General features: G+C 64.7%; 17 protein-coding genes and 2 pseudogenes. 10 read left to right on the forward strand and 9 right to left on the reverse strand.

What is annotated here, in order from left to right; translation table 11 throughout:
• Positions 1–33 precede the first annotated feature (33 nt).
• From BUB39_RS03345 to BUB39_RS03355, 3 genes are all read left to right on the forward strand, one after another.
• Positions 34–1,290 (forward strand): ABC transporter substrate-binding protein, encoded by a 1,257-nt coding sequence (locus tag BUB39_RS03345; RefSeq protein WP_073051593.1) that lies wholly within the window; start codon positions 34–36, stop codon positions 1,288–1,290.
• Between the two features lie 62 nt (positions 1,291–1,352).
• Positions 1,353–2,141, forward strand: a complete 789-nt coding sequence (locus tag BUB39_RS03350) for a phosphodiesterase (protein ID WP_073051594.1) — start codon at positions 1,353–1,355, stop codon at positions 2,139–2,141.
• Positions 2,126–2,809 carry an HAD family hydrolase gene (locus BUB39_RS03355; protein WP_073051595.1) on the forward strand — a complete coding sequence of 228 codons (684 nt, stop codon included), beginning with the start codon at positions 2,126–2,128 and terminating at the stop codon, positions 2,807–2,809. The genes BUB39_RS03350 and BUB39_RS03355 overlap by 16 nt, the downstream gene beginning before the upstream one ends.
• A 660-nt stretch (positions 2,810–3,469) precedes the next feature.
• Here the strand turns inward: BUB39_RS03355 and nadA are convergent.
• Both nadA and BUB39_RS03370 read right to left on the reverse strand, forming a co-directional pair.
• Positions 3,470–3,708: pseudogene (gene nadA / locus BUB39_RS03365) on the reverse strand (quinolinate synthase NadA); the annotation flags it as partial.
• Positions 3,709–3,753: 45 nt separating this feature from the next.
• Positions 3,754–4,344 carry a TetR/AcrR family transcriptional regulator gene (locus BUB39_RS03370; protein WP_073051598.1) on the reverse strand — a complete coding sequence of 197 codons (591 nt, stop codon included), beginning with the start codon at positions 4,342–4,344 and terminating at the stop codon, positions 3,754–3,756.
• A gap of 253 nt (positions 4,345–4,597) precedes the next feature.
• On the opposite strand from BUB39_RS03370, the gene BUB39_RS03375 reads away from it, so the two are divergent.
• Genes BUB39_RS03375 through BUB39_RS03385 form a run of 3 tightly spaced genes read left to right on the forward strand, consistent with a single transcriptional unit; the run spans position 4,598 to position 9,170 of the window.
• A complete protein-coding gene (locus tag BUB39_RS03375) occupies positions 4,598–4,840 on the forward strand; it encodes a hypothetical protein (protein ID WP_073051599.1) in 243 nt (80 codons plus the stop codon).
• The gene (locus BUB39_RS03380) at positions 4,834–7,998 is read left to right on the forward strand and encodes an efflux RND transporter permease subunit (RefSeq protein ID WP_073051600.1); all 3,165 of its coding nucleotides are present in this window, start codon (positions 4,834–4,836) and stop codon (positions 7,996–7,998) included. The genes BUB39_RS03375 and BUB39_RS03380 overlap by 7 nt, the downstream gene beginning before the upstream one ends.
• A 17-nt stretch (positions 7,999–8,015) precedes the next feature.
• Positions 8,016–9,170, forward strand: a complete 1,155-nt coding sequence (locus BUB39_RS03385) for an efflux RND transporter periplasmic adaptor subunit (protein WP_073051601.1) — start codon at positions 8,016–8,018, stop codon at positions 9,168–9,170.
• 666 nt (positions 9,171–9,836) lie between these two features.
• Here the strand turns inward: BUB39_RS03385 and BUB39_RS03390 are convergent.
• Together BUB39_RS03390 and BUB39_RS03395 are read right to left on the reverse strand one after the other, a co-directional pair.
• Positions 9,837–11,006, reverse strand: coding sequence for an MFS transporter (locus BUB39_RS03390; RefSeq protein WP_073051602.1), 1,170 nt, complete (start codon positions 11,004–11,006; stop codon positions 9,837–9,839).
• Between the two features lie 18 nt (positions 11,007–11,024).
• Positions 11,025–12,059 carry an aldo/keto reductase gene (locus BUB39_RS03395; protein ID WP_073051603.1) on the reverse strand — a complete coding sequence of 345 codons (1,035 nt, stop codon included), beginning with the start codon at positions 12,057–12,059 and terminating at the stop codon, positions 11,025–11,027.
• Positions 12,060–12,165: 106 nt separating this feature from the next.
• Here BUB39_RS03395 and BUB39_RS03400 point away from each other — a divergent pair, with 106 nt between their 5' ends.
• Entirely contained in the window at positions 12,166–13,062 is an 897-nt protein-coding gene (locus BUB39_RS03400) for a LysR family transcriptional regulator (RefSeq protein WP_073051604.1), read from the forward strand.
• Between the two features lie 316 nt (positions 13,063–13,378).
• Here the strand turns inward: BUB39_RS03400 and BUB39_RS25675 are convergent.
• Positions 13,379–13,646, reverse strand: a pseudogene (locus tag BUB39_RS25675) (NADP oxidoreductase coenzyme); the annotation flags it as partial.
• A gap of 504 nt (positions 13,647–14,150) precedes the next feature.
• On the opposite strand from BUB39_RS25675, the gene BUB39_RS25615 reads away from it, so the two are divergent.
• The 3 genes from BUB39_RS25615 to BUB39_RS03415 are packed head-to-tail and all read left to right on the forward strand — an operon-like array spanning position 14,151 to position 16,797.
• Entirely contained in the window at positions 14,151–14,357 is a 207-nt protein-coding gene (locus BUB39_RS25615) for a hypothetical protein (protein ID WP_139251326.1), read from the forward strand.
• Between the two features lie 57 nt (positions 14,358–14,414).
• Entirely contained in the window at positions 14,415–15,458 is a 1,044-nt protein-coding gene (locus BUB39_RS03410; protein WP_073051606.1) for an isopenicillin N synthase family dioxygenase, read from the forward strand.
• 28 nt (positions 15,459–15,486) lie between these two features.
• Complete coding sequence (locus BUB39_RS03415; RefSeq protein ID WP_073051607.1) at positions 15,487–16,797, forward strand: O-acetylhomoserine aminocarboxypropyltransferase/cysteine synthase family protein; 1,311 nt, start codon at positions 15,487–15,489, stop codon at positions 16,795–16,797.
• A gap of 98 nt (positions 16,798–16,895) precedes the next feature.
• Here BUB39_RS03415 and BUB39_RS03420 read toward each other — a convergent pair whose 3' ends face one another.
• Genes BUB39_RS03420 through BUB39_RS03435 form a run of 4 tightly spaced genes read right to left on the reverse strand, consistent with a single transcriptional unit; the run spans position 16,896 to position 20,055 of the window.
• On the reverse strand, positions 16,896–17,195 hold the full coding sequence (locus BUB39_RS03420) for a hypothetical protein (protein ID WP_073051608.1): 300 nt from the start codon (positions 17,193–17,195) through the stop codon (positions 16,896–16,898).
• The gene (locus BUB39_RS03425) at positions 17,196–17,981 is read right to left on the reverse strand and encodes an ABC transporter ATP-binding protein (protein ID WP_210187020.1); all 786 of its coding nucleotides are present in this window, start codon (positions 17,979–17,981) and stop codon (positions 17,196–17,198) included. It lies immediately after the preceding gene.
• Positions 17,981–18,979 carry an ABC transporter permease gene (locus BUB39_RS03430; protein ID WP_073051609.1) on the reverse strand — a complete coding sequence of 333 codons (999 nt, stop codon included), beginning with the start codon at positions 18,977–18,979 and terminating at the stop codon, positions 17,981–17,983. The genes BUB39_RS03425 and BUB39_RS03430 overlap by 1 nt, the downstream gene beginning before the upstream one ends.
• Before the next feature lie 11 nt (positions 18,980–18,990).
• The gene (locus tag BUB39_RS03435; RefSeq protein WP_073051610.1) at positions 18,991–20,055 is read right to left on the reverse strand and encodes an ABC transporter substrate-binding protein; all 1,065 of its coding nucleotides are present in this window, start codon (positions 20,053–20,055) and stop codon (positions 18,991–18,993) included.
• Between the last annotated feature and the right edge of the window lie 223 nt (positions 20,056–20,278).

Consider the following 20,278-nt stretch of genomic DNA (forward strand, 5'->3'; position numbering starts at 1 on the left):
GACCCTTCAACCGCCCCACCCCAGGAGAGTCTCATGAGAGTTTTCGCTTCGACCCTTGCTGCCGGCCTGATGGCCGCTGGCATGGCCTCGGCTGCGCATGCCGATACGGTGCTCGACGTCTATTACGCCTGGCCGGAAATGGAAGTGATCCACACGCCGATCGCCGCGGCCTTCATGGCGGCGAACCCGGACGTGAAGATCAGCTACCGCGCGGCCGCGCCGGACTACAGCGAAGCGGCACAGACGCTGATCCGCCAGAGCATGGGCGGCCAGTTGCCCGACATCCATTATGTCGGCTTCAACATGTTGAAGCCGCTCGTCACCCGAGGCCTGATCAAGCCGATCGACGACCTCGTCGCCGACGACGATTTGACGGCGAAGGGGTATTCGGAGCAGGTGCTCTCCCTCGCGAAAATCGATGGCAAGCAGTATGGCCTGCCCTTCGCGATGTCGACGCCGGTCGTGTATCTGAATGCCGATCTCGTCGCCAAGGCCAGCGGCAATCCCGACAAGATCCCGACCGACTGGGATGGCTTCGTGGCTCTCGCCGGCAAGATCGCCGCGCTCGGCGACGGCACCGCCGGCATGTATTACGAACTCGGCTCCGACGACTGGACGACGCAGAATCTCGTTCGCAATTTCGGCGGCCAGATGATGAACGACGACGAGACGGCGATCACCTTCGACGGCGAGGCCGGACAGAAGGCGGTCGCCCTCTTCAAGCGCTTCCACACAGAAGGCGGCCAGCCGGCGATCGACCAGCGCTCCGCTCGGCAGATGTTCACGGCCGGCAAGCTCGGCTTCTATTTCGCCTCGGCCGGCGGCGTGCGGGGCTTCGAAAAGCAGATCGGCGATCGCTTCCATCTTCGCACCGCCCTGCAGCCGCTCGGCAGCGCCAACGCCACGATGCCGACCGGCGGCATGGTCGCCGTCATCCTGACGGACGACCCGGCCAAGCGCGCCGCCGCCTGGCGCTTCGTCAAATTCGCGACCGGCCCTGAAGGCCAGACCATCGTCGTGCCGAATACCGGCTACATGCCGACCAATACCATCGCGCTCAGCAAGGACTATCTCAGCGCCTTCTACGAGCAGCATCCGAACTGGTACACCAGCGTGCTGCAGACGCCGCGTGCGCGTCCGTGGTTCGCCTGGCCGGGCGAAAATGGCGTCCAGATCGCGCAGATCATCCATGACGAGATGACCGGCATCGCCAATGGCTCCACGGCGCCCGACGCCGCGCTCGCCGACATGACGAGCGAGGTCAAGGCACTTCTGCCGGCCACCAATTAAAACATCGAACGACGCGGCGCCGGAGGCACGACCTTCGGCGCCCTTCATCAGGAACACCCGTCATGAAACTCGTTCACGTCACCGACCTCCACACCGTCCCGCCCGGCGACAGGCTCTACGGGCTCGATCCCGCCGAACGTCTCGACACGGTGATCGCGGCGATCAACCGCGATCATGGCGACGCCGAAATCTGCGTCTTCACCGGCGATCTCGCCGACAAGGGCGATGCCGCGTCCTATGCGCAACTGCGCGACTGTCTGCAGGCGCTGGCCGTTCCCTACCGTCTCCTGCTCGGCAATCACGACAACCGCGCGGCATTCCTCGAGGTCTTCACTGATCATTCCCGCGACGCGCATGGCTTCGTCCAGTCGTTTCACGACTGCGCCGCCGGCCGCCTGATTTTCCTCGATACGCTGGTCGAGGGGCATGGCTATGGCGCACTCGATCAAGGTCGGCTGGACTGGCTTGCCGCATGCCTCGAAGATGCAAGTACAACGCCGGCCTACATCTTCACTCATCACCCACTATCGCCGATCGGCCTGCCGCATTTCGAACCCTATGGCCTCAACGACAGCGCCGCGATCATGGATAGGGTGCTCGCAGCCGGCACGGTCCGTCACGTCTTCTTCGGCCATGTCCATGTCGATGCGAATGGAAGCTGGCGCGGCGTGCCGTTCAGCTGCAACCGCGGCGTCGCGCATCAGATCGAACCGAATCTCAGCCGTTCGGAAGCCATCTTCATCGCAGGGGCGCCGACCTTCAGCGTTGCCCTGATCGACGAACATGATGTGCTCATCAACCGCTTCGATGCGAGCGAGCCCGTGGTGATCGGCCAATGGCCCCCGAAGTGAGCGCCGCGCTGCAACCTTATGATCTCGTCATCTTCGATTGCGACGGCGTCTTGATCGACAGTGAATTCCTCGCCTGCCGCATCGATGCGGAGGAACTGACGCGGCTCGGCTATCCCATCACGATGGAAGAGGTCGTTCTGCGCTTTACCGGCCTCTCGGCGGGATCGATGCGGATCGCGGTGGAGGCCGATTGGGGACAGAAGCTGCCGGATGATTTCGACGATGTCCTGCAGGCCAGGATCAAGGATGGCTATCGACGCGAGCTTCAAGCCATCGACGGCATCGACGCCCTGCTGGCCGGTCTGGCGCAGCCGTTCTGCGTCGCATCCAGCAGCCAGCCTGAAAAGCTGAGGCTCGGGCTGGAACTGACCGGCCTCTGGCCACGATTCCACCCGAACATCTTCAGCGCATCCATGGTGAAGAACGGCAAGCCTGCGCCGGATCTCTTCCTCCACGCCGCATCGGCCATGGGCCATGCGCCGCATCGCTGCGTCGTGGTCGAGGACAGCCTGGCCGGCGTCGCAGCCGGGATCGCCGCGGGAATGCAGGTCATCGGCTTCACAGGCGGGCGTCATTGCAGTCCGGGCCATGGCGATCGCCTTCGCGACGCTGGAGCCACCTTCCTGGCGCAATCGGCGAGCGAGATCGGGTCGATTCTGGCGGTGTGACGTCTTCCGATGCCTGCCAAAGAGATGACGTCGGATTGCCGCCGGACAACGCAAGGAGCATACGCGCAGGGACGCGGCTGCGCCGCGGCATTGCTAACCGCCCGTCCCGATCGGCATGACTTTAGGACAATGACCGAGCCGGCTGTCGAGATTACCCGGACATACTAGCGCATAGTGAAGGAGGACCTGTTGAAGTCCCCGTCCAATGCCTGAGAGCCAAAGGGAACGTCCGGTTACGGGTATTGCGGAGATGGAGACGAACGTCCGCAAAGAGGGCGCATAGCGGAAGTCGCTGAAAAGGAAGTCGAGGGGCCGATATTGATCAGAAGCGGACGCTGCGGCCACTACCCCGTGAATATCTTTACGGCGATGAACATCGTAGACGCCGATAGCACAGCCCTCATAGCCAACAACGTCCTGACACGTAGCTCACCGCGGTCGAAGATTTCGGTGACCTCGTCAGACATTTGTGGACCCGCACTGGACCTTTGACCGCGGCCGATGCGGACGCACCGCTTCAGTGTATGGATCGCCGCTCCCAAGCACGGCTTCATCCAATCCATAATGGCAAGGAACTCGGCGACGGCAGAGGCCGTCATCGATCCGATTTGGATCGGCAGATGCCGGTTGACTGCATTATCCGAGAGGGCAATGTCTGAAGCGGTGATTGCTCGACGTGCGGCAAATGTCAGGCTCCGCCTTCATGGCAGCGGATGTGTTGACGTAGGTGACGAACGGCACGCCAGGATGGTTCTGGCACAGCAGGCGAACATCGGCCGCTCCGGGAAAAGCAGCGTGTTGCCAGGATTGAGCAGTTACGCTGTTTCGGCCATAAAATGCACGTGAGCGAGAACCATGACGTCCGCCTCGACGTTCATCCCGATGCCCGAGAGCACCAATCGCGGCACAATGCCGGTCGGTAGGCGGCATCCGGCCATACTGGACTATGCGCGCGCCGTATTCCGGAATGAGGCGATGACGCCTTCCGCCATTCGCACAAACTGAGCGCTAGGTCCTTCGGCGCCGACGCTCTGGCGGCTGACGCGCGCGCCCTCAAGCAGCAGCGACAAGGTATCGGCGAGGAGTTCGGCCTGTTCTATGCCCGCATCGCGGCATAGGCCGACGAGACGATCGCGCTGCGCCGTCTTGAGTTCCTTGATCACCTGTCGCGCCGGGTGATCGTCTTCCGTCAATTCGACGGCGGCGTTGGCCATGTCGCAGCCGCGCCCGTCGACTTTCAGGCCATCCGCCACGGTTCGAACCCAGGCCTGCAACTGCCCAAGCTTGTCGTTCGGGTGCTCCGCTTCGAACTGGTTCCAGATCGCATTGGCGTCGCAAGCGACCGTGCGCAGGCATTCGATGATCAAGTCGTCCTTCGAATCGAAGTGACGATAGAGCGTCATCTTGTTGGTGCCGGCCGCTTCCGTGATGGCGTCGATTCCGACGCCTCGGATGCCATGCTTGTGAAACAGATCCCGCGCCGTCCCGAGAATGCGATCCCGCGGACGAACCTTCTCTGCAGCGCCATCTCCCATCGAAGCCTCCTTGTCTCCCAAAAACCGTACATCCACCCCTTGACTAGGGTGTGACCGGTCTGTAACTTCTGCCCTGTTACTTACCTGTAACACCTCTATCGCCCTGCGTCAATCGACGGGGCTTTTCTGCGCTGTCTCCTGCCGAGGTTGGACGGGAGAAAGCGCAAGGCTGGCGCAGCTTCGAGGGCGCGCCGGCAAAGAACACGAACAGCGATCTCTGGCGTTGCCGTGGATCCAAACGGGAGTGGTTGCCATGTCGCAGCACGATGATTTCACCATCGACGAAGCGCTGAACGACTCGATGGTCCAGATGCTCATGAAGGCGGATCGGGTCGATCCGCTGGCATTGGAAGCTTCGCTGCGTTCCCTCGCTAAGGCACATTCGCGGCGTCGGAATCCTGTGCCCGCGCGGCTGCAGGACGATCGGGGGTCCCTGCGAGCGCCCGCGCTGCCGAACCGCAAGCAAGCGGGCGCGAGTGCATACACGCCATGGTAAGCTTCTTTATCCATCGCCCGATCTTCGCGTCGTCGATCGCCATTCTCATGGTCCTGGCCGGGACCATCTGCTATTTCCTGCTACCAGTCTCGCAGTTTCCCGACATTACGCCGCCGCAGGTCGTGGTCAGCGCCAACTATCCCGGCGCCAGCGCGCAGGTCGTGGCCGATACGGTCACGACGCCGCTGGAGCAGCAGATCAACGGCGTTGCCGGCATGACCTATATGTCGTCGTCCAGCTCCAATGACGGCTCGGCGACGATCACCATCACATTCGAAGTCGGCTATCCCCTGAGCATCGCCGCGGTCGATGTCCAGAACCGGGTTTCGCAGGCCGCGTCCTCGTTGCCCGCGATCGTCAACCAGGGCGGCGTGACGATCAAGAAACAGAATCCGAACTTCGTCCTGATCGTCAATCTGACGTCGCCGGACGGTTCGGTCGATCCGGTCGCGCTCAGCAATCTCGCCTATCTGCAGGTCGTGGATCCATTGAAGCGCCTGCCGGGCGTCGGTGACGTCCAGATCTTCGGCGAGCGTCGCTATTCGATGCGCATCTGGCTCGATCCCGACAAGCTGGCCAATCTCGGCATCACCGCCGTCGATGTTCAAAATGCCGTCGCCGAGCAGAACGTACAGGTCGCCGCCGGCAAGATCGGGCAGTCGCCCGCGCCCGCTGGCACCGCATTCGAGATGCAGGTCAACGCCATCGGCAGGCTGAGCACGCCTGAACAATTCGGCGACATCGTCGTACGCGCCAATGCCGCCAACGGTTCGATGGTACGGCTGCGCGATGTCGCCCGAATCGAGCTCGGAGCACTGCAATATTCGTCCTCGGCCTTCTTCGGCAAGGACCCGACCGTGGTGCTCGCTGTCTACCAGATGCCGGGCTCGAACGCGCTCGATCTGCAGCAGCGTGTCAAGGACAAGATGCAGGAACTGTCGAAGCGCTTCCCGAAGGGCGTCGACTACGCAATGCACTATGACACGACGCGGTTCGTGTCGGCCTCGATGCACGACGTGCTCGTCACGCTGGGCGAGGCGCTGGTTCTCGTCGTGGCCGTGGTGTTCCTGTTCCTGCAGAGCTGGCGGACGACGCTCATCCCGACCATCGCGATCCCCGTATCGCTGGTGGCGACGCTCATCGTCATGGAGATGTTCGGTTTCTCCCTGAACATGCTGAGCTTGCTTGGCATGGTGCTGGCGATTGGCCTCGTCGTCGACGATGCGATCGTCGTGGTCGAAAACGTCGAGCGCCAGCTAGAGGCCGGACTCCCGCCGCTTGCGGCGACTCGCGCGGCCATGGCCGAAGTCACGGGTCCGATTATCGCCACGACGGCGGTCTTGATGGCGGTGTTTGTGCCGGTGGCCTTCATTCCCGGCGTGGCCGGCAGGCTCTATAACCAGTTCGCGCTCACCGTTGCGATCTCCGTCGGCATATCCGCGTTCAATTCCCTGACGCTCAGCCCGGCGCTTGCAGCTGCGTTCCTCCGTCACCGGCCGCCGACACATTTCCCGCCATTCCGCTGGTTCAACGCCGGCTTCGACAGGTTGTCGCACGCCTATGCCCGTGGTGTACGGGTTCTCATCCGCCTGCGCTGGATCATGCTCGCCCTGTTCGCAGCGGGGCTGGCGGCCACCTACCTGCTTTCGACGCGCATTCCATCGACCTTCCTTCCCGTCGAGGATCAAGGCTATTTCTTCGTCGTGATCCAGCTTCCCGACGGCGCCGCCCTCGAACGCACCGATGCGGTTGCGAAGAAGGCACGCGACATCCTGCAGGACACGCCGGGCGTCGATATTGTCGGCTCAATCAGCGGCCTCAACTTCCTGACCAACGCCGCCCAATCCAATTCGGCGGTGGAGTTCGCGATCCTTAAGCCGTGGGATGAGCGCGGCCCGGATCAGAGTGCCTCCAAGATCGTCGCCGATGTCCGCATGAAGCTCCTGCAGATCCCTGAGGCGTTTGCCCTGAGTTTCGATCCGCCTTCGATCCCGGGCATTGGCACGACCGGCGGCTTCGAATTCGAGGTCGAGGATCTTTCGGGTCGCGGCAGCGCGGCGCTGAACGAGGCAACGCAGGCTGTGCTCGCCGAGGCGCGCAAACAGCCGGAGCTGAACCCGCAGCAATTGTTCTCGTCCTTCTCGACATCGACGCCACAATTCGACTACGACCTCGACCGCAACAAGGCGAAGCTGCTGGGCCTCAACCTGCCGGACGTGTTCAACACGCTGCAGATCTATCTCGGCTCGCTCTACGTCAATGACTTCAACCTGTTCGGCCGCACCTTCCGTGTCACGATCCAGGCCGACAAGGATGCGCGCGCCGGAGCGGCCGATATATCGCGGCTCTACGTCCGCAATGCCTCGGGCGGCATGGTGCCGCTGAGCACGCTTGGCCGTCTCGTGCCGATTGTTGGCCCGGAAACCGTGCCGCACTACAATAACAACGCCTCCGCCCTGATCAATGGCGGCCCGGCACCTGGCTTCTCCTCCGGCCAGGCCGTAGCGGCCATGGAGCGGGCCGCCAATATCGCGCTGCCGAAGGATTTCGGCTTCGAATGGACGGGCATCACCTATCAGGAACTCAAGGCGGGCTCGATCGCGACGGTTGTGTTCGGCCTGGCCATCGTCTTCGTCTTCCTGATCCTGGCCGCCCAGTACGAAAGCTGGGCCATGCCCTTCATGGTCCTGCTGGCCGTTCCACTGGCGCTCTTCGGCGCGCTCGCCGCGATCTGGCTGCGCGGCATGCAGATCGACGTCTACTCGCAGATCGGTTTCGTCATGCTGATCGGCCTTGCCGCGAAGAACGCCATCCTGATCGTCGAGTTCGCCAGGCGGCGTCGCGAGGACGGCCTCGGGATCATCGAGGCGGCAATGGAGGCGTCGCGGCTGCGGCTGCGTCCAATCCTGATGACGGCATTCGCCTTCATCCTCGGCGTGCTGCCGCTGATGTTTGCCGCCGGCGCCGGCGCAGCGAGCCGCCAATCCATCGGGACCACCGTGTTCGGCGGCATGGTGGCGGCGACTTTGCTGACCCTCGTGTTCGTCCCCGTCTTCTATGCGGTGATCGAGCAACTTCGCGAGCGCCGCGGCCGCCCTAAGCCCGGCACGCCAAACGCTGAGCCCGTCTTCGAGCCGATCGCCGAAGCGGCGGAATAGAACTGGAAAGATCAATCATGCGCATCTGGAAAATCACGCTCGGCGCGGTTGTCACGCTCGGTATCGTCTCTGCGGCCGGTGTCCACCTTCTCGATATCCATGGCGATTGGCTGGGCGGCGGCACCGCGGGAGCGGCGACACCCGATCCGGCGGCGTTCGCCATGCCGGTGCCAGTCATGTCGGTGGTCAAGAAGACGATCCCGATCTATCTCGATTATGCCGCGCGGACGGAATCGATCCGCAGCATCACGCTGCAGGCGCGGGTGCCCGGATATCTGCAAGAGCAGAACGCCGTCGACGGTGCCGATGTCCATCAGGGCGACCTGCTCTACAGGATATCGCCCGACGATTTCCGCGCGGCGCTCGATCAGGCCAAGGCCCAGGCCCAACGCGACGCCGCGACGCTCGATTATGCGCGTTCCAACCTCGGCCGCGGCACCGAGCTCGCCAAGAGCGGCTATCTCGCCAAGGATGTCTTCGACCAGCGCACCAGCGCGGTGCGCGCCGATGAAGCGGCGCTCGCCATGTCGGAGGCGGCGGTTCGAACTGCGGAACTCAACCTCGGCTATGCCGAGATCCGCGCTCCGTTCAGCGGGCGCATCGGGCACAATCAGGCACCCGTCGGAACGCTTGTCAGCGTTGCCGGCACGGTGCTCAACACGCTGGTACAGCTCGATCCGATCTATGTCACCTTCCATCCGAGCGAGAGCGATCTCGCGCAGATCGAAACGGCCCGTGCTGAGGGGGCGGTCGATGTCGAGGTCCTGCTTCCCGGCGATCCGGAGCCGGTCCAGAAGGGCGAACTGACCTTCATCGACAACATCGTCGATGCGACGACCGGCACCATCACGGCGCGGGCGACGATCGGCAACGGCAAATTCTCCTTACTGCCGGGACAATATGTGCGGGTGCGCCTGCATGTCCGCCAGCAGCCCGATGCGCTGATGGTGCCCCAGGCGGCGCTCGGTTCGAGCCAGCTCGGCAAATATGTCTATGTCGTGGGCAAGGGCAATACGGTCGACCAGCGCCTGGTATCGCTCGGCCCGACGAACGGCGACCTGGTTGCCGTGCTGAGCGGTGTGTCGGAAGGCGATCAGGTGATCACCGGCAATCTGCAGAAGATCGGCCCCGGAGCGCCGGTTGCGCCAGTGACCGGGACGCCGGCCACCTGAGTGGGTCCACGTCCCCGGTTTTTGGAGATGTCGGTGACGCCGGGACCTATTTGCTGTTTCGTGTGACGTCGAGTTTGCCGTAGCTCAATCGACGTCACGACGCCGGAGGCGAGGTCGCCGAGCCAGCCGAGCAGGCAGGAATGGGTTACGGCGCGTTCCGGAGGTACGCTTTCCATGGTCAGTCATTCGAGCCGCGAACCCTGGCTCGATCATTGCGAATGGCATGCTTGAGCACTACGACGTATTCCCAGACCGTCTCGATCGAGCGGCTGTCTGAACGGCCAGTGGATCTTTCATCAGCAGCATGCCGGGACTGCTTGCTTCTTTCAGGTCGTCGACGAAAGCACGCACGACCGGAGAGAGTTCGCGCCCCCTGGACCGAGCATGGTGACCTCAATGGCTGGAGGCGACGGCCCCGCCCGAATAATCTGTAGTCTACGATCGCTATCATCCGTCCTGGCCGCCGGCAAATGACGGGTTTCGGGAACTATCCAAAGGCAATCTCAGCGACCGAAATGGGCAGCGCAAAGTCGACGTTTATGCATCTCGGCGCCAACGTCCGCCATCGGGCGACGGCAAGGCTTGCGTGAACGTCCGCTTTGAGGGCGCAAAGCGGCCGTTCGCAACGGAGTCTTGGGAAGGCCGCTGTGGGTCGCTATCAGCCGTTCAGGTCAGGCCGCATGCCGCAACCCGCGACTGGTGCCGGGCCGTGAGCAGGACGAGTACGAGGCCAGACGCAGCCGCCGCGGCACCGGCGAGTGCAACTGCTGGATAGCCCAACCCGCCGCCGATCACCGCACCACCCAGCGCCGCGCCGATGGCGTTGCCCAGGTTGAAGGCGCCGATATTGACCGAGGAGGCGAGGTTCGGCGCGTCGGAAGCGGCCGACATCACCTGCATTTGCAACGGCGGCACCAAGGCGAAGCTCGCGACGCCCCAAAGGAAGATCAGCACCGCGCTCGGCGCGGCAAAAGGCATGGCCACAGCAAACGCGACCAACAATGCCATTAGCGACGCCAGTGTCACGATCAAGGTGCGGTCCACCGAGCGGTCGGCGAACCGGCCGCCGAGCCAGTTGCCGACGGTGAGCCCGAGGCCATAGGTCACCAGCATGGCGGTGACGAAGCCGATCGAGGCCCGAGTCTCCTGCTGCAGGATCGGTGCGATATAGGTAAAGACCGTGAACATGGCGGTTGAACTGAGCGCGGTCAAAGCGAGCGCCAGCAGAACCGGCGGGCGGCCGAGCACCTTCAATTCCGAGAGCATGTCGCCACCGATCTCGGCTGCAATGTCCGGCAGCGTCAGCCGCAGCGCGGCCATGGCGACCACGCCGAGCGCCGCAATGCCGAAGAATGCGGCGCGCCAGCCGATCAGGTCTCCGCCCCAGGTCGCGAGCGGAACGCCGACGACATTGGCGATGGTGAGCCCCATGAACATGGCCGCGACGGCGGCGGCGCGCCGGTTCTCTGGCACCAGCCTTGCGGCGACGACGGAGCCGACACCGAAGAAGGCGCCATGGTTCAGCGCCGTAATCAGCCGCGCCACGAGCAGCATCTCGTAGCTGGTCGACAGAGCCGCCAGCAGATTGCCGATGGTGAAGATCGCCATCAGGCCGATGAGCAGGCTGCGCCGCGGGATCCGGCCGGTGGTGATCGTCATCAGCGGTGCCCCCAGCAGGACGCCGACCGCATAGGCACTGATCAGTAGACCGGCGGTCGGGATCGACACGCCGAGATCGCCGGCGATCACCGGCAGCAGGCCCATTGGGGCGAATTCGGTGACGCCGATGCCGAAGGCTCCGACGGCGAGCGCGAGAAGGGGCGGATTGAACTTCATGGCATTGTGGCTTTGCGTTCAGACCAAAGGGGGATTGAGGCGGGCGAACCCGGCCTGTTGGCGATAGGGTGTGTGCGGATAGGGCGGCAGCACGTCGCTCGCGGCATCGAGCGTCGCCATCTGCGACTGCGTCAGCGACCAGCCGACCGCGCCGAGATTCTGGCGCAACTGTTCCTCGTTGCGGGCGCCGACGATGACAGACGAAACCGTCGGCCGCTGCAGCAGCCAGTTGATCGCGATCTGTGGCACGGTCTTCCCTGTCTCCGCGGCGACGGCGTCCAGCGCATCAACGACGCGGTAGAGAAGTTCGTCCTCGACCGGCGGTGCGAAGATCGCGGTCTCGTGCAGGCGGCTGCCCTCGGGGATCGGCGCGCCGCGGCGAATCCGTCCGGTCAACCGGCCCCAGCCGAGCGGGCTCCAGACCAGCGCGCCGACATTCTGGTCCTGGCCGACGGCCATCAGGTCGGTCTCGTAGGCGCGGCCGATCAACGAATAATAGACCTGATGGGCGACATAGCGCGGACGGCCATCACGGTCGGCGACGGCGAGCGACTTCATCAACTGCCAGCCGGGATAGTTGGAGACGCCCGTGTAGCGGACCTTGCCGGCTGCGACGAGCGTATCCAGCGTGGCGAGCAGTTCCTCGACCGGCGTCGACGCGTCGAAGGCGTGCAATTGCAGCAGATCGATATAGTCGGTGCCGAGCCGGCGCAACGCCGCCTCGACCTGCCGGATCAAGCGGCCGCGCGACACGCCCCAGTCGGCCGGTCCGTCGCCAGTCGGGAGGCCAGTCTTGGTGGAGATCAGCACAGCGTCACGACGGCCCTTGATCGCCTCGCCAAGCACCTGTTCCGAAGCGCCATCGGAGTAGACATCGGCGGTATCGAACAAATTCACCCCGGCCTCGAGGCAGATATCGACCAGCCGGCGTGCTTCTTGCGCATCGCTCTGGCCCCAGGCGCTGAACAGTGGGCCCGAGCCGCCGAACGTCCCGGCGCCGAAACTGAGCACGGGAACCCGAAGCCCAGACGATCCCAGCTGACGATATTCCAAGGTAACCTCCAAGATTGGGCAATGATGCTTCCACGCAAAGATGGACGGTACCCACGCAAGGGAGTAGGCGTGGCTCACGCCAAGGATTTTTGAATGGGGTGCAAAGATGGCTCCGGAAGGCGCAGATCGTGCAAGGGAATTGGAGGTGTTCTCGGCCATTGCGCGTCTCGGCAGCTTTTCGGCAGCCGGCCGCGCGCTGGACCTAACGCCATCGGCGGTCAGCCGGACGATCGACCGCATCGAGGCGCGCCTTGGCGTGCGGCTCCTGATTCGCACGACCCGCGCGCTCACCCTGACGATGGAAGGGCAGAGCTATCTCGGCGCTGCCCGGCGCATCCTGGCCGATCTCGACGAGGCCGAGCGGTCGATCGCCGATCAGGGCGCACCCCGCGGGCGGCTCAGGGTCAGCGCCGGCTTCTCGCATGGCCGGCTCAGCATCGTGCCGCTGCTCGGCGATTTCGCCCGCCTCTATCCGCATATCCTCGTCGATATCAGTTTGACAGACACGGTGGTGGACATAGCGGCGGGACAGGCGGATGTGGGCATCAGGTTCGGGCCGCTGGCGGATAGTGCCTTGACCGCGCGGCGGATCGGCGAGACCGGCCGTTCCATCGTTGCCTCGCCGGATTATCTGGCGCGGCACGGCACGCCGCGCGTGCCGGAAGACCTGCTCGGCCACAACTGCCTGAATTTCAACTTCCGCCGCGCCGAACCGGTATGGCCGTTCCGTCGTAACGGGCGCGATTATGCCCTGACAGTGCGCGGCAATATCGAGGCCAATAATGGCGAGACGCTGGGCCAACTCGCGATGGACGGCGTCGGAATCACCCGCGTCGGCCATTTCGGCGTCGCCGACGCCATCGCGGCCGGGCGGCTGGTGTCGGTGCTCGACGCCTTCAACCCGGGCGACGTCGAGCCGATCCACGCCGTCTTCGTCGGCGGCACCAACATGCCGGCCCGCGTCCGCGTCTTCGTCGACTATCTGGCCGAGCACCTGCGTTGAGGCGTCCATCGGATCGTCTATTGCACAGCATCGAACCTGGATTGCGAAACCTAGAGCGTTGGCATCAGCTGCCAGAGTGGGACCAGTGACCGGTTCTGACGCGTAGCGGCCTTCAGCACCCATGCCGACGATGTCCCCTTTCAGGCAGTGGCAGGGTGAATCGCCATGTCCGGCTTGGGGGCGCGAAGCGGACGTTGGAAACTGCGTGCCAGCAAGGCCCCTCTCAGATCAACTATCGACGTTTCGTGGGCCACCCGCTGACCTGATGCCGTCGGGACTAACCGCCTGCTGCAACAGCAGGTGCTCCTCGATCCGGTCACTGATCTTTCGCGAACAGATCTTGGAAAATCACTGGACCCCAAGCTTGGCCATAGGCGTGCACCAGCGCGCCGCCTTCATTGAGCTCTCCCAAGACGACGGGCGCAAGTCCGAGCTGTTTGGCCAAGGCCAATCGCGTCATCGTTGTCGCTTGACGGGAAGACGAACCGGTGTCCGCCCCCGACAACTGGATCCCCTGCGGGAGCCGCCGCGATCAGGTGATCGACACCCTTCACAAGCCTGCCGCCCTTAATCGCCTTCGCGACTAAGGGCGGCAATACGGGGTGGCCCAGATCCCTCCGGCGGCACACCATAGACATTGGTCACATTTACGATGGCCTGTACTTGCCTGGAAATCCGGCTAACCCGCCGTTTCTGCCATTAGGTGCTGGCGACTTGATCCCAGCCCGGCGCACATCCCGACATCTTGGTCGCGATCATGCCGACACGAAGCGTTCGGCTACCCGGGGCCGACCTGCCGCCTAGATATCTGAGTACGCCCAAGGGATCGAAGAGTCGGACGTTGCGTTCCCAAGGAGCCGGTAGGAAATACAATTTCTGCGCTTCCAGAAGACAAAATACCCGCTGCGAGGTCCAATACTCGCCGTTCATCGCGCGATTGCGTGACGAAGGGCATCGCTGGTTCCGGCGCCGGCACTGCCGGCGAAATGTTAGCGCCGGTTTAGCGCCTTCGAGAGATGGCAAAGGGATTTCTTCTCTATCGCCATCATCGGCCTAGGCTTGAGCGGCCGCCGCAGATGGAACGAACCGTGCCGTTGCCGCCTCTGGATAGCCGACTGGACGAGAGCGCCTCCGGAAGGCGCAGCGCCGTCACGGCCGAGGATCAATCCGATGCTTGGACCGACCGGACCCGCGCCACCGAATGGGCACCGCGCCTGCAGCATGGGGTCTCGGCGGTGTTCGGCACCGGCCTGCGCCTCGTGCCCGAGCGACAGGGCCGACGCCCGCAAATCTGACAACGAGAGAGAGACCGATGGCTGCCGGATGCCATCGGCGCACACAAGGAGAAGACCATGCCCGACGCCCGCAGCCTTCCCATTCTGGATTTCTCCCGCTTTCGCGCGGGGGGAGCGACGCGTGCTGCCTTCCTCGCCGATCTGCGCGACGCCGCGCGCGAGGTCGGCTTCTTCTATCTCTCCGGCCACGGCATCGCGACGTCCGAGGCTGACCACCTGAAGGCCCTCGGCCGTCAGTTCTTCGCCCTGCCCGAGGCGGACAAAGTGGCGATCGAGATGGTCCACTCGCCGCATTTCCGCGGGTATACCCGCGCCGGCTTCGAGCACACCCGCGGCCAGCCGGACTGGCGCGAGCAGATTGATTTCTCCAGCGAGCGCGCGCTCCTGCCGCGCGAGGCCGGCCAGCCCGACTGGACACGGCTGCAGGGGCCGAACCAGTGGCCCTCCGCTCTCCCCGCGCTGAAGCCGGCCGTTCTCGATTGGCAGAGCCATCTGACCGCGCTCGCCATCGATCTCCTGAAGGCCTTCGCCCTCGCGCTCGCGCAGGACGAGGACGTCTTCAAGCCGATCTACGAGAGCGCGCCGATCGAGCACATTAAGATCATCCGCTATCCCGGCCGCGACAGCACCGGCAGCGACCAGGGCGTCGGCGCGCACAAGGACGGCGGCTTCCTGACGATCCTCCTGCAGGATGTCCAGGGCGGCCTGCAGGTCCAGGCCGACGATGGCAGCTGGATCGATGCGCCGCCGATCCCCGGCACCTTCATCATCAATATCGGCGAGGTGCTGGAGATGGCCTCGAACGGCTATCTGCGCGCCACCGTCCACCGCGTCGTCACGCCGCCCGCCGGCAAGGATCGGCTGTCGATCGCCTATTTCTTCGGCGCGCAGCTCGACGCCGTCATCCCGCTTCTGCAGCTCACGCCCGCCTTCGCGGCCGAGGCGCTCGGACCCGCGGCCGATCCGGACAATCCGCTCTTCCGCGAGATCGGCCGCAACTATCTGAAGGGCCGCCTGCGGTCACATCCGGACGTCGCCCGCCGCCACTATGCAGACCTTCTCGAAGGCGTCCCGCAGCCGGCCACCGCCGGCGCCTATTGACCACCACACAGAAGCGACGAGACGAGCGATGACACCCCATCCGACGTCCTTCGACACCAAGCGGATCGAAACGCTTGCCCTGCATGGCGGAACGTACCGTTCCGACCCGACCACCGGGGCGGTTGCGGTACCGATCTACCAGACAACCTCGTTCCAACTCCCCGACACCGCGACGGCCGACAAGCTGTTCTCGCTCGACGAGCTCGGCTACGTCTATTCCCGCGTTGCCAACCCGACCCAGGATGCGCTCGAGCAGCGCATCGCCGCGGTCGAGGGCGGCGTCGCCGCGCTGGCGCTGGCCTCCGGCCAAGCCGCAACCGCCTATTCCGTTCTCAACCTGACCCAGCCCGGCGACAACATCGTCTCGGCTGCCGGCCTCTATGGCGGCACCTTCGCGCTCTTCGCCGCGACGCTGAAGAATTTCGGCGTCGAGGTGCGCTTCGTCGATGCCGACGATCCCGAGAATTTCCGCCGCGCCACCGACGACCGCACCCGCGCCTACTACGCGGAATCGCTGCCGAACCCAAAGCTCGAAGTGTTTCTGATCGGCGAAGTGGCGGCGATCGGCCGTTCGCTCGGCGTGCCGCTCATCGTCGACAACACTGCGGCGCCGGTGTGGATCCGCCCGCTCGAGCATGGCGCGGCTGTCGTCGTCTATTCGGCGACGAAATATATCGGCGGCCATGGCACGACGATCGGCGGCCTGATCATCGACGGCGGCAATTTCCCCTTCGCCGACTATCCCCAGCGCTTCCCGACCATCCACGAGCCGGATCCGAGCTATCACGGCGCCAACTGGCTGCAGAAGGCGGAGCCGCTCGGGCCGTTCCCCTATCTGCTGCGCGCCCGCGCCGTGCTGCTGCGCGACATCGGCGCGGCGATCACGCCGCTGGCGGCCTTCCAACTGATCCAGGGGCTCGAGACACTGCCGCTGCGGCTGCGCCAGCATGCCGACAACGCCATCAAGGTGGCGAATTTCCTGAAGACGCATCCGAAGGTCGAGCGGGTGATCTTCCCGGGCCTGCAGACCGGTGAAGCGCGGCGGCGCGCCGATACCTATCTCAAGGGTGGCTTTGGCGCTCTGGTCGGCTTCGAGATCGCCGCCGGCCGCGACGCCGGCAGGCGCTTCATCGACAACCTGCAGCTGCTCTACCATGTCGCCAACATCGGCGATGCACGCTCGCTGGCAATCCATCCGTCGACGACGACGCACTCGCAGCTCTCGCCCGACGACCAGCTGCGCACTGGCGTGACGCCCGGCTATGTCCGCCTCTCGATCGGCATCGAGCACCCCGACGACATCATCGCCGACATCGCACAGGCGCTCGACAAGGCCTAAGACGACAAAGGGACGACCCGGTGAATTCGGGTCGTCCCTTTGGTGAACGAACGACCCGCAACCGAGTGCCCCCCAGGCGTCGGCGCGGGTCTTTTCGTTCAGTCCCGCTTGAGGCGGAGGAGTGCCCCGACTGCGAGGAGGCCGGCCGCGGCCCAGAGCAGCTCCGGCGAATAGCGGCGGATGCCGAGGAAATGGCTGCCCTTGCACAGCGCCTGGGCCAGCGAGCAGGTGTCGGTGACATTGGCGAGGCAAGGCAGCGCCGCCGGGACGCTCATGTAATCCCCGCCGATGACCTGGCTGTAGATGATCGTCCACCAGGCGAGGGCAACCAGCAGCGCGAGCAGGCCGAAGGACAAGGCGAGCGTGCCGGTTCGATCGGATGTGAGATGCGGTCGCATTCAGACCTCCGCGCCGAAGCCGAGCTTTTCGAGAATGAACCGGCGCTGCGCGATGAGTTCGGGATCGTCACGGCGGCGCGGATGCCGCTTGTCGACGGCGACCTCCGCCTCGATCCGGGCCGGGCGATCGCTGAGCACGATGACGCGATCGGCGAGCAGCAGGGCCTCCTCGACGTCATGCGTCACCATCAGCGCGGTGAAGCCAACCTTGCGCCAGAGGGCCAGAAGCTCGGTCTGCATGGTGAGGCGCGTCAAGGAATCGAGCCGGCCGAATGGCTCGTCGAGCAGCAGCAGCTCGGGATCGTTGACGAGCGCCCGGGCCAGTGCGACGCGCTGCGCCATGCCGCCCGAGAGCTGATGCGGATGCGCGTCGGCAAAGCCGCCGAGCTGGACCAGTGCCAGCGCGGCATCGACCCGCCCCTTCTCCGCCGGCAGCAGGCCGCGCGCCTCCAGCCCGAAGGCGACGTTCTTCCAGACGCTGCGCCAGGGAAAGAGCGTCGGATCCTGGAAGACAAGGATCCGACGCGGGTCTGGACCCTGGATCGGCTGCCCGTCTTCGAGCACCTCGCCGCGCGTCGGCCGCTCGAGCCCGGCGGCAAGCCGCAACAGCGTCGACTTTCCGCAGCCGGAGGGACCGAGCAGGGCGACGAAGGAACCGGGCGCGATCGAGAGATCGATGCCATCCAGCACCGGCAGCAGCCGATCCTTCAGCGCGAAGCTCAAGGAGACGTCGCTGAAGTCGAGCGCCATCGCGCGGGTCGGTGCGGCGGCGAGCGGCAGGGCCATCAGATGATCCCCTTCTGCCAATCGAGCACATGGTCGCGGACGAGGAACAGCAGCTTGACGAGGCCGGCGCAGAGCAGCGCCATGATGATCAGCGCCGCATAGACGTTCACATAGGCCGAATAGGCGGTCTGGAACTGCAGATACCAGCCGAGGCCGTATTTCGCGCCGAGCATTTCGGCGACGACCAGGACAGCGAAGGAGGCGTAGAGCCCCATGAACAGGCCGACAAAGACATTCGGCAGAGCGGCGGGGATCGCGACCTTCAGCACCAGGAAGCGCTCGGTGGCGCCGAGCGTGCGCGCGACGTCGTAGAAGGCCCGGCTCACCTGCTCGACGCCGGCGGCCGTCAGGATGATGACGGGAATGCCGGAGGCGAGCGCCACCAGGAAAAGGCTGGCGTGGAAGGTCGTCGGGAAGAAGAAGAAGGTGCAGGGTATCCAGGCGCTGGCCGGCACCGGGCCGATCAGCTTCAGGATCGGCATGCCCCAATAGGCGAAGCGCTTCGACCAGCCGAGACCGACGCCGATGACGAAGCCGACCGCGACGCCGGCGGCAAAGCCGATGCTCCAGAGCCGCAGCGTATAGAGCACGCAGATGCCGAGCCGCTGCCAATCGGTGACATAGACATGCAGCAGGCCCTGCGGCGGCGAAAAGAAGGGCTTCGGCAGCCAGCCGAGCTTCGCGGTCGAGAGCTCCCAGAGCGCGAGCCAGACGCCGAGCGCGATGAACCAGGGACCTGCATGGCGCAGCCGCTCGCCCGGACCGCCGCGACGCCACGTCGCCGCCGTCAGCAGCGCCAACAAAGCGGCGCCACTGAGCAGAAGGCCGCCGAAGAGGTCGCGGCTTCCCCAGGGAATGACGTCGGGCAGGCCGATCGTGATCGCGGCCGCCGCCAGCCAGGCGAGCGATGCGATCCAGCCGTCGCGCCAGACCCCGTGCCTTCCGGCAACCGCGACGGAACCGGCCTCAGCCAGGCCGGAGCCGGCAATCTCCGCCATACTTTCTGTCCTCAGGCGAGGATATTGGCGGTGATCCGTCCGGCAAGCTCCTTCGGATCGGTCGTCTGGTCGATGACGCTGATCAGCTGGAGCTCCTCGATGCCAAGCTGAACCTGCGCCTGCAGCTCCGCCCCGACCGGATGATCGTGCCAGACCAGGGAGGCGAGATCCTCATGCAGGTCCTCATAGGCGAAGTTCGGCTTCAGATTGTCGAGATACCAGCGGGCGACCTCGTCCGGATGGGCGCCGGTATATTCGTGGATCTCGATATTCGCCTCGGCGAGGCGGCGGATGGCATCCTTGTTGGCCTCGAGGAACGGACCGTTGACGCCGAGCACGCAGCAGAGATGCCCCTCGAACAGACCCGTCTGGGTATCCGCGACCTGGAACAGATCGAACTGCTTGCGCAGGCCCCAGGCCCAGGGATCGAGATGAACCAGTGCATCGGCCTGGCCGCGCTTGACCGTCTCACCGAGCAGGTCGAACGGCGCCACGGTCCAGTTGACGTCGCGCTCGGGATCGAGGCCCGACTTGGCCAGCGCGATCTGGAAGGAATGCTTCGGCGGGCTGGCCGGATCATAGGCGACGATCGTCTTGCCCTTGAGGCCGGCGAGCGTCGTGATTCCCGACTCCCTCGAGGCGAGGAGACGCGTGCAGCCGCCATGCGAGCCGACGAAGAGCTTGACGTCGAGGCCCTGCTCCAGCGGCTTCAGCCAGTCGAGAAGCAGCCCGGCGCCGGCATCGGCCTTGTTGGTCGCGAGCGCCTGGATCAGCGTCTGGCCACTGGCGCCCTGATAGAAGAGTTCGACGTCGAGATCGTGCTTGGCATAGAAGCCCTTGGCGAGGCCGAAGGCGAGCGGCGAATGGCAGGCGGCGACCTCGGTCCAGGCGAGGCGCAGCTTGGTCGGGTTGCCGGCGATGGCGCGCGTCACGCCCCGTCCCCCGGCGAAGCCGAGTGCCGTCGCCGCGCCGGCGGCACCGGCGAGCCTCAAAGCCGATCGCCGCGAAAGGCCGGACTTAGCAACCGCAGCTTCGTTCAACGTGCCGGAGGCGATGGGCGACCTGCGCAATGCCATGATGCGATCCTCGGTTCGACGTGTTGAGGCGATGAGTCTAGCGCGCTTCCAGGGGTCCGAACAGATAGACGACTAAAACTATAGACTAACTAGTCTATATGAAACGAAAAGCTTTCGCGGCAAGATGCTTCGCGGCGCATCGGCGTTCTTGATCACACACATGCACTGATCAAGAAGCCGCCGGACCTCAACGCGGCGATGCCGTCCGCAATCCTCGGGCATC

Source organism: Kaistia soli DSM 19436, from assembly GCF_900129325.1.
In the GTDB taxonomy this organism is placed as follows: Bacteria; Pseudomonadota; Alphaproteobacteria; order Rhizobiales; family Kaistiaceae; genus Kaistia; species Kaistia soli.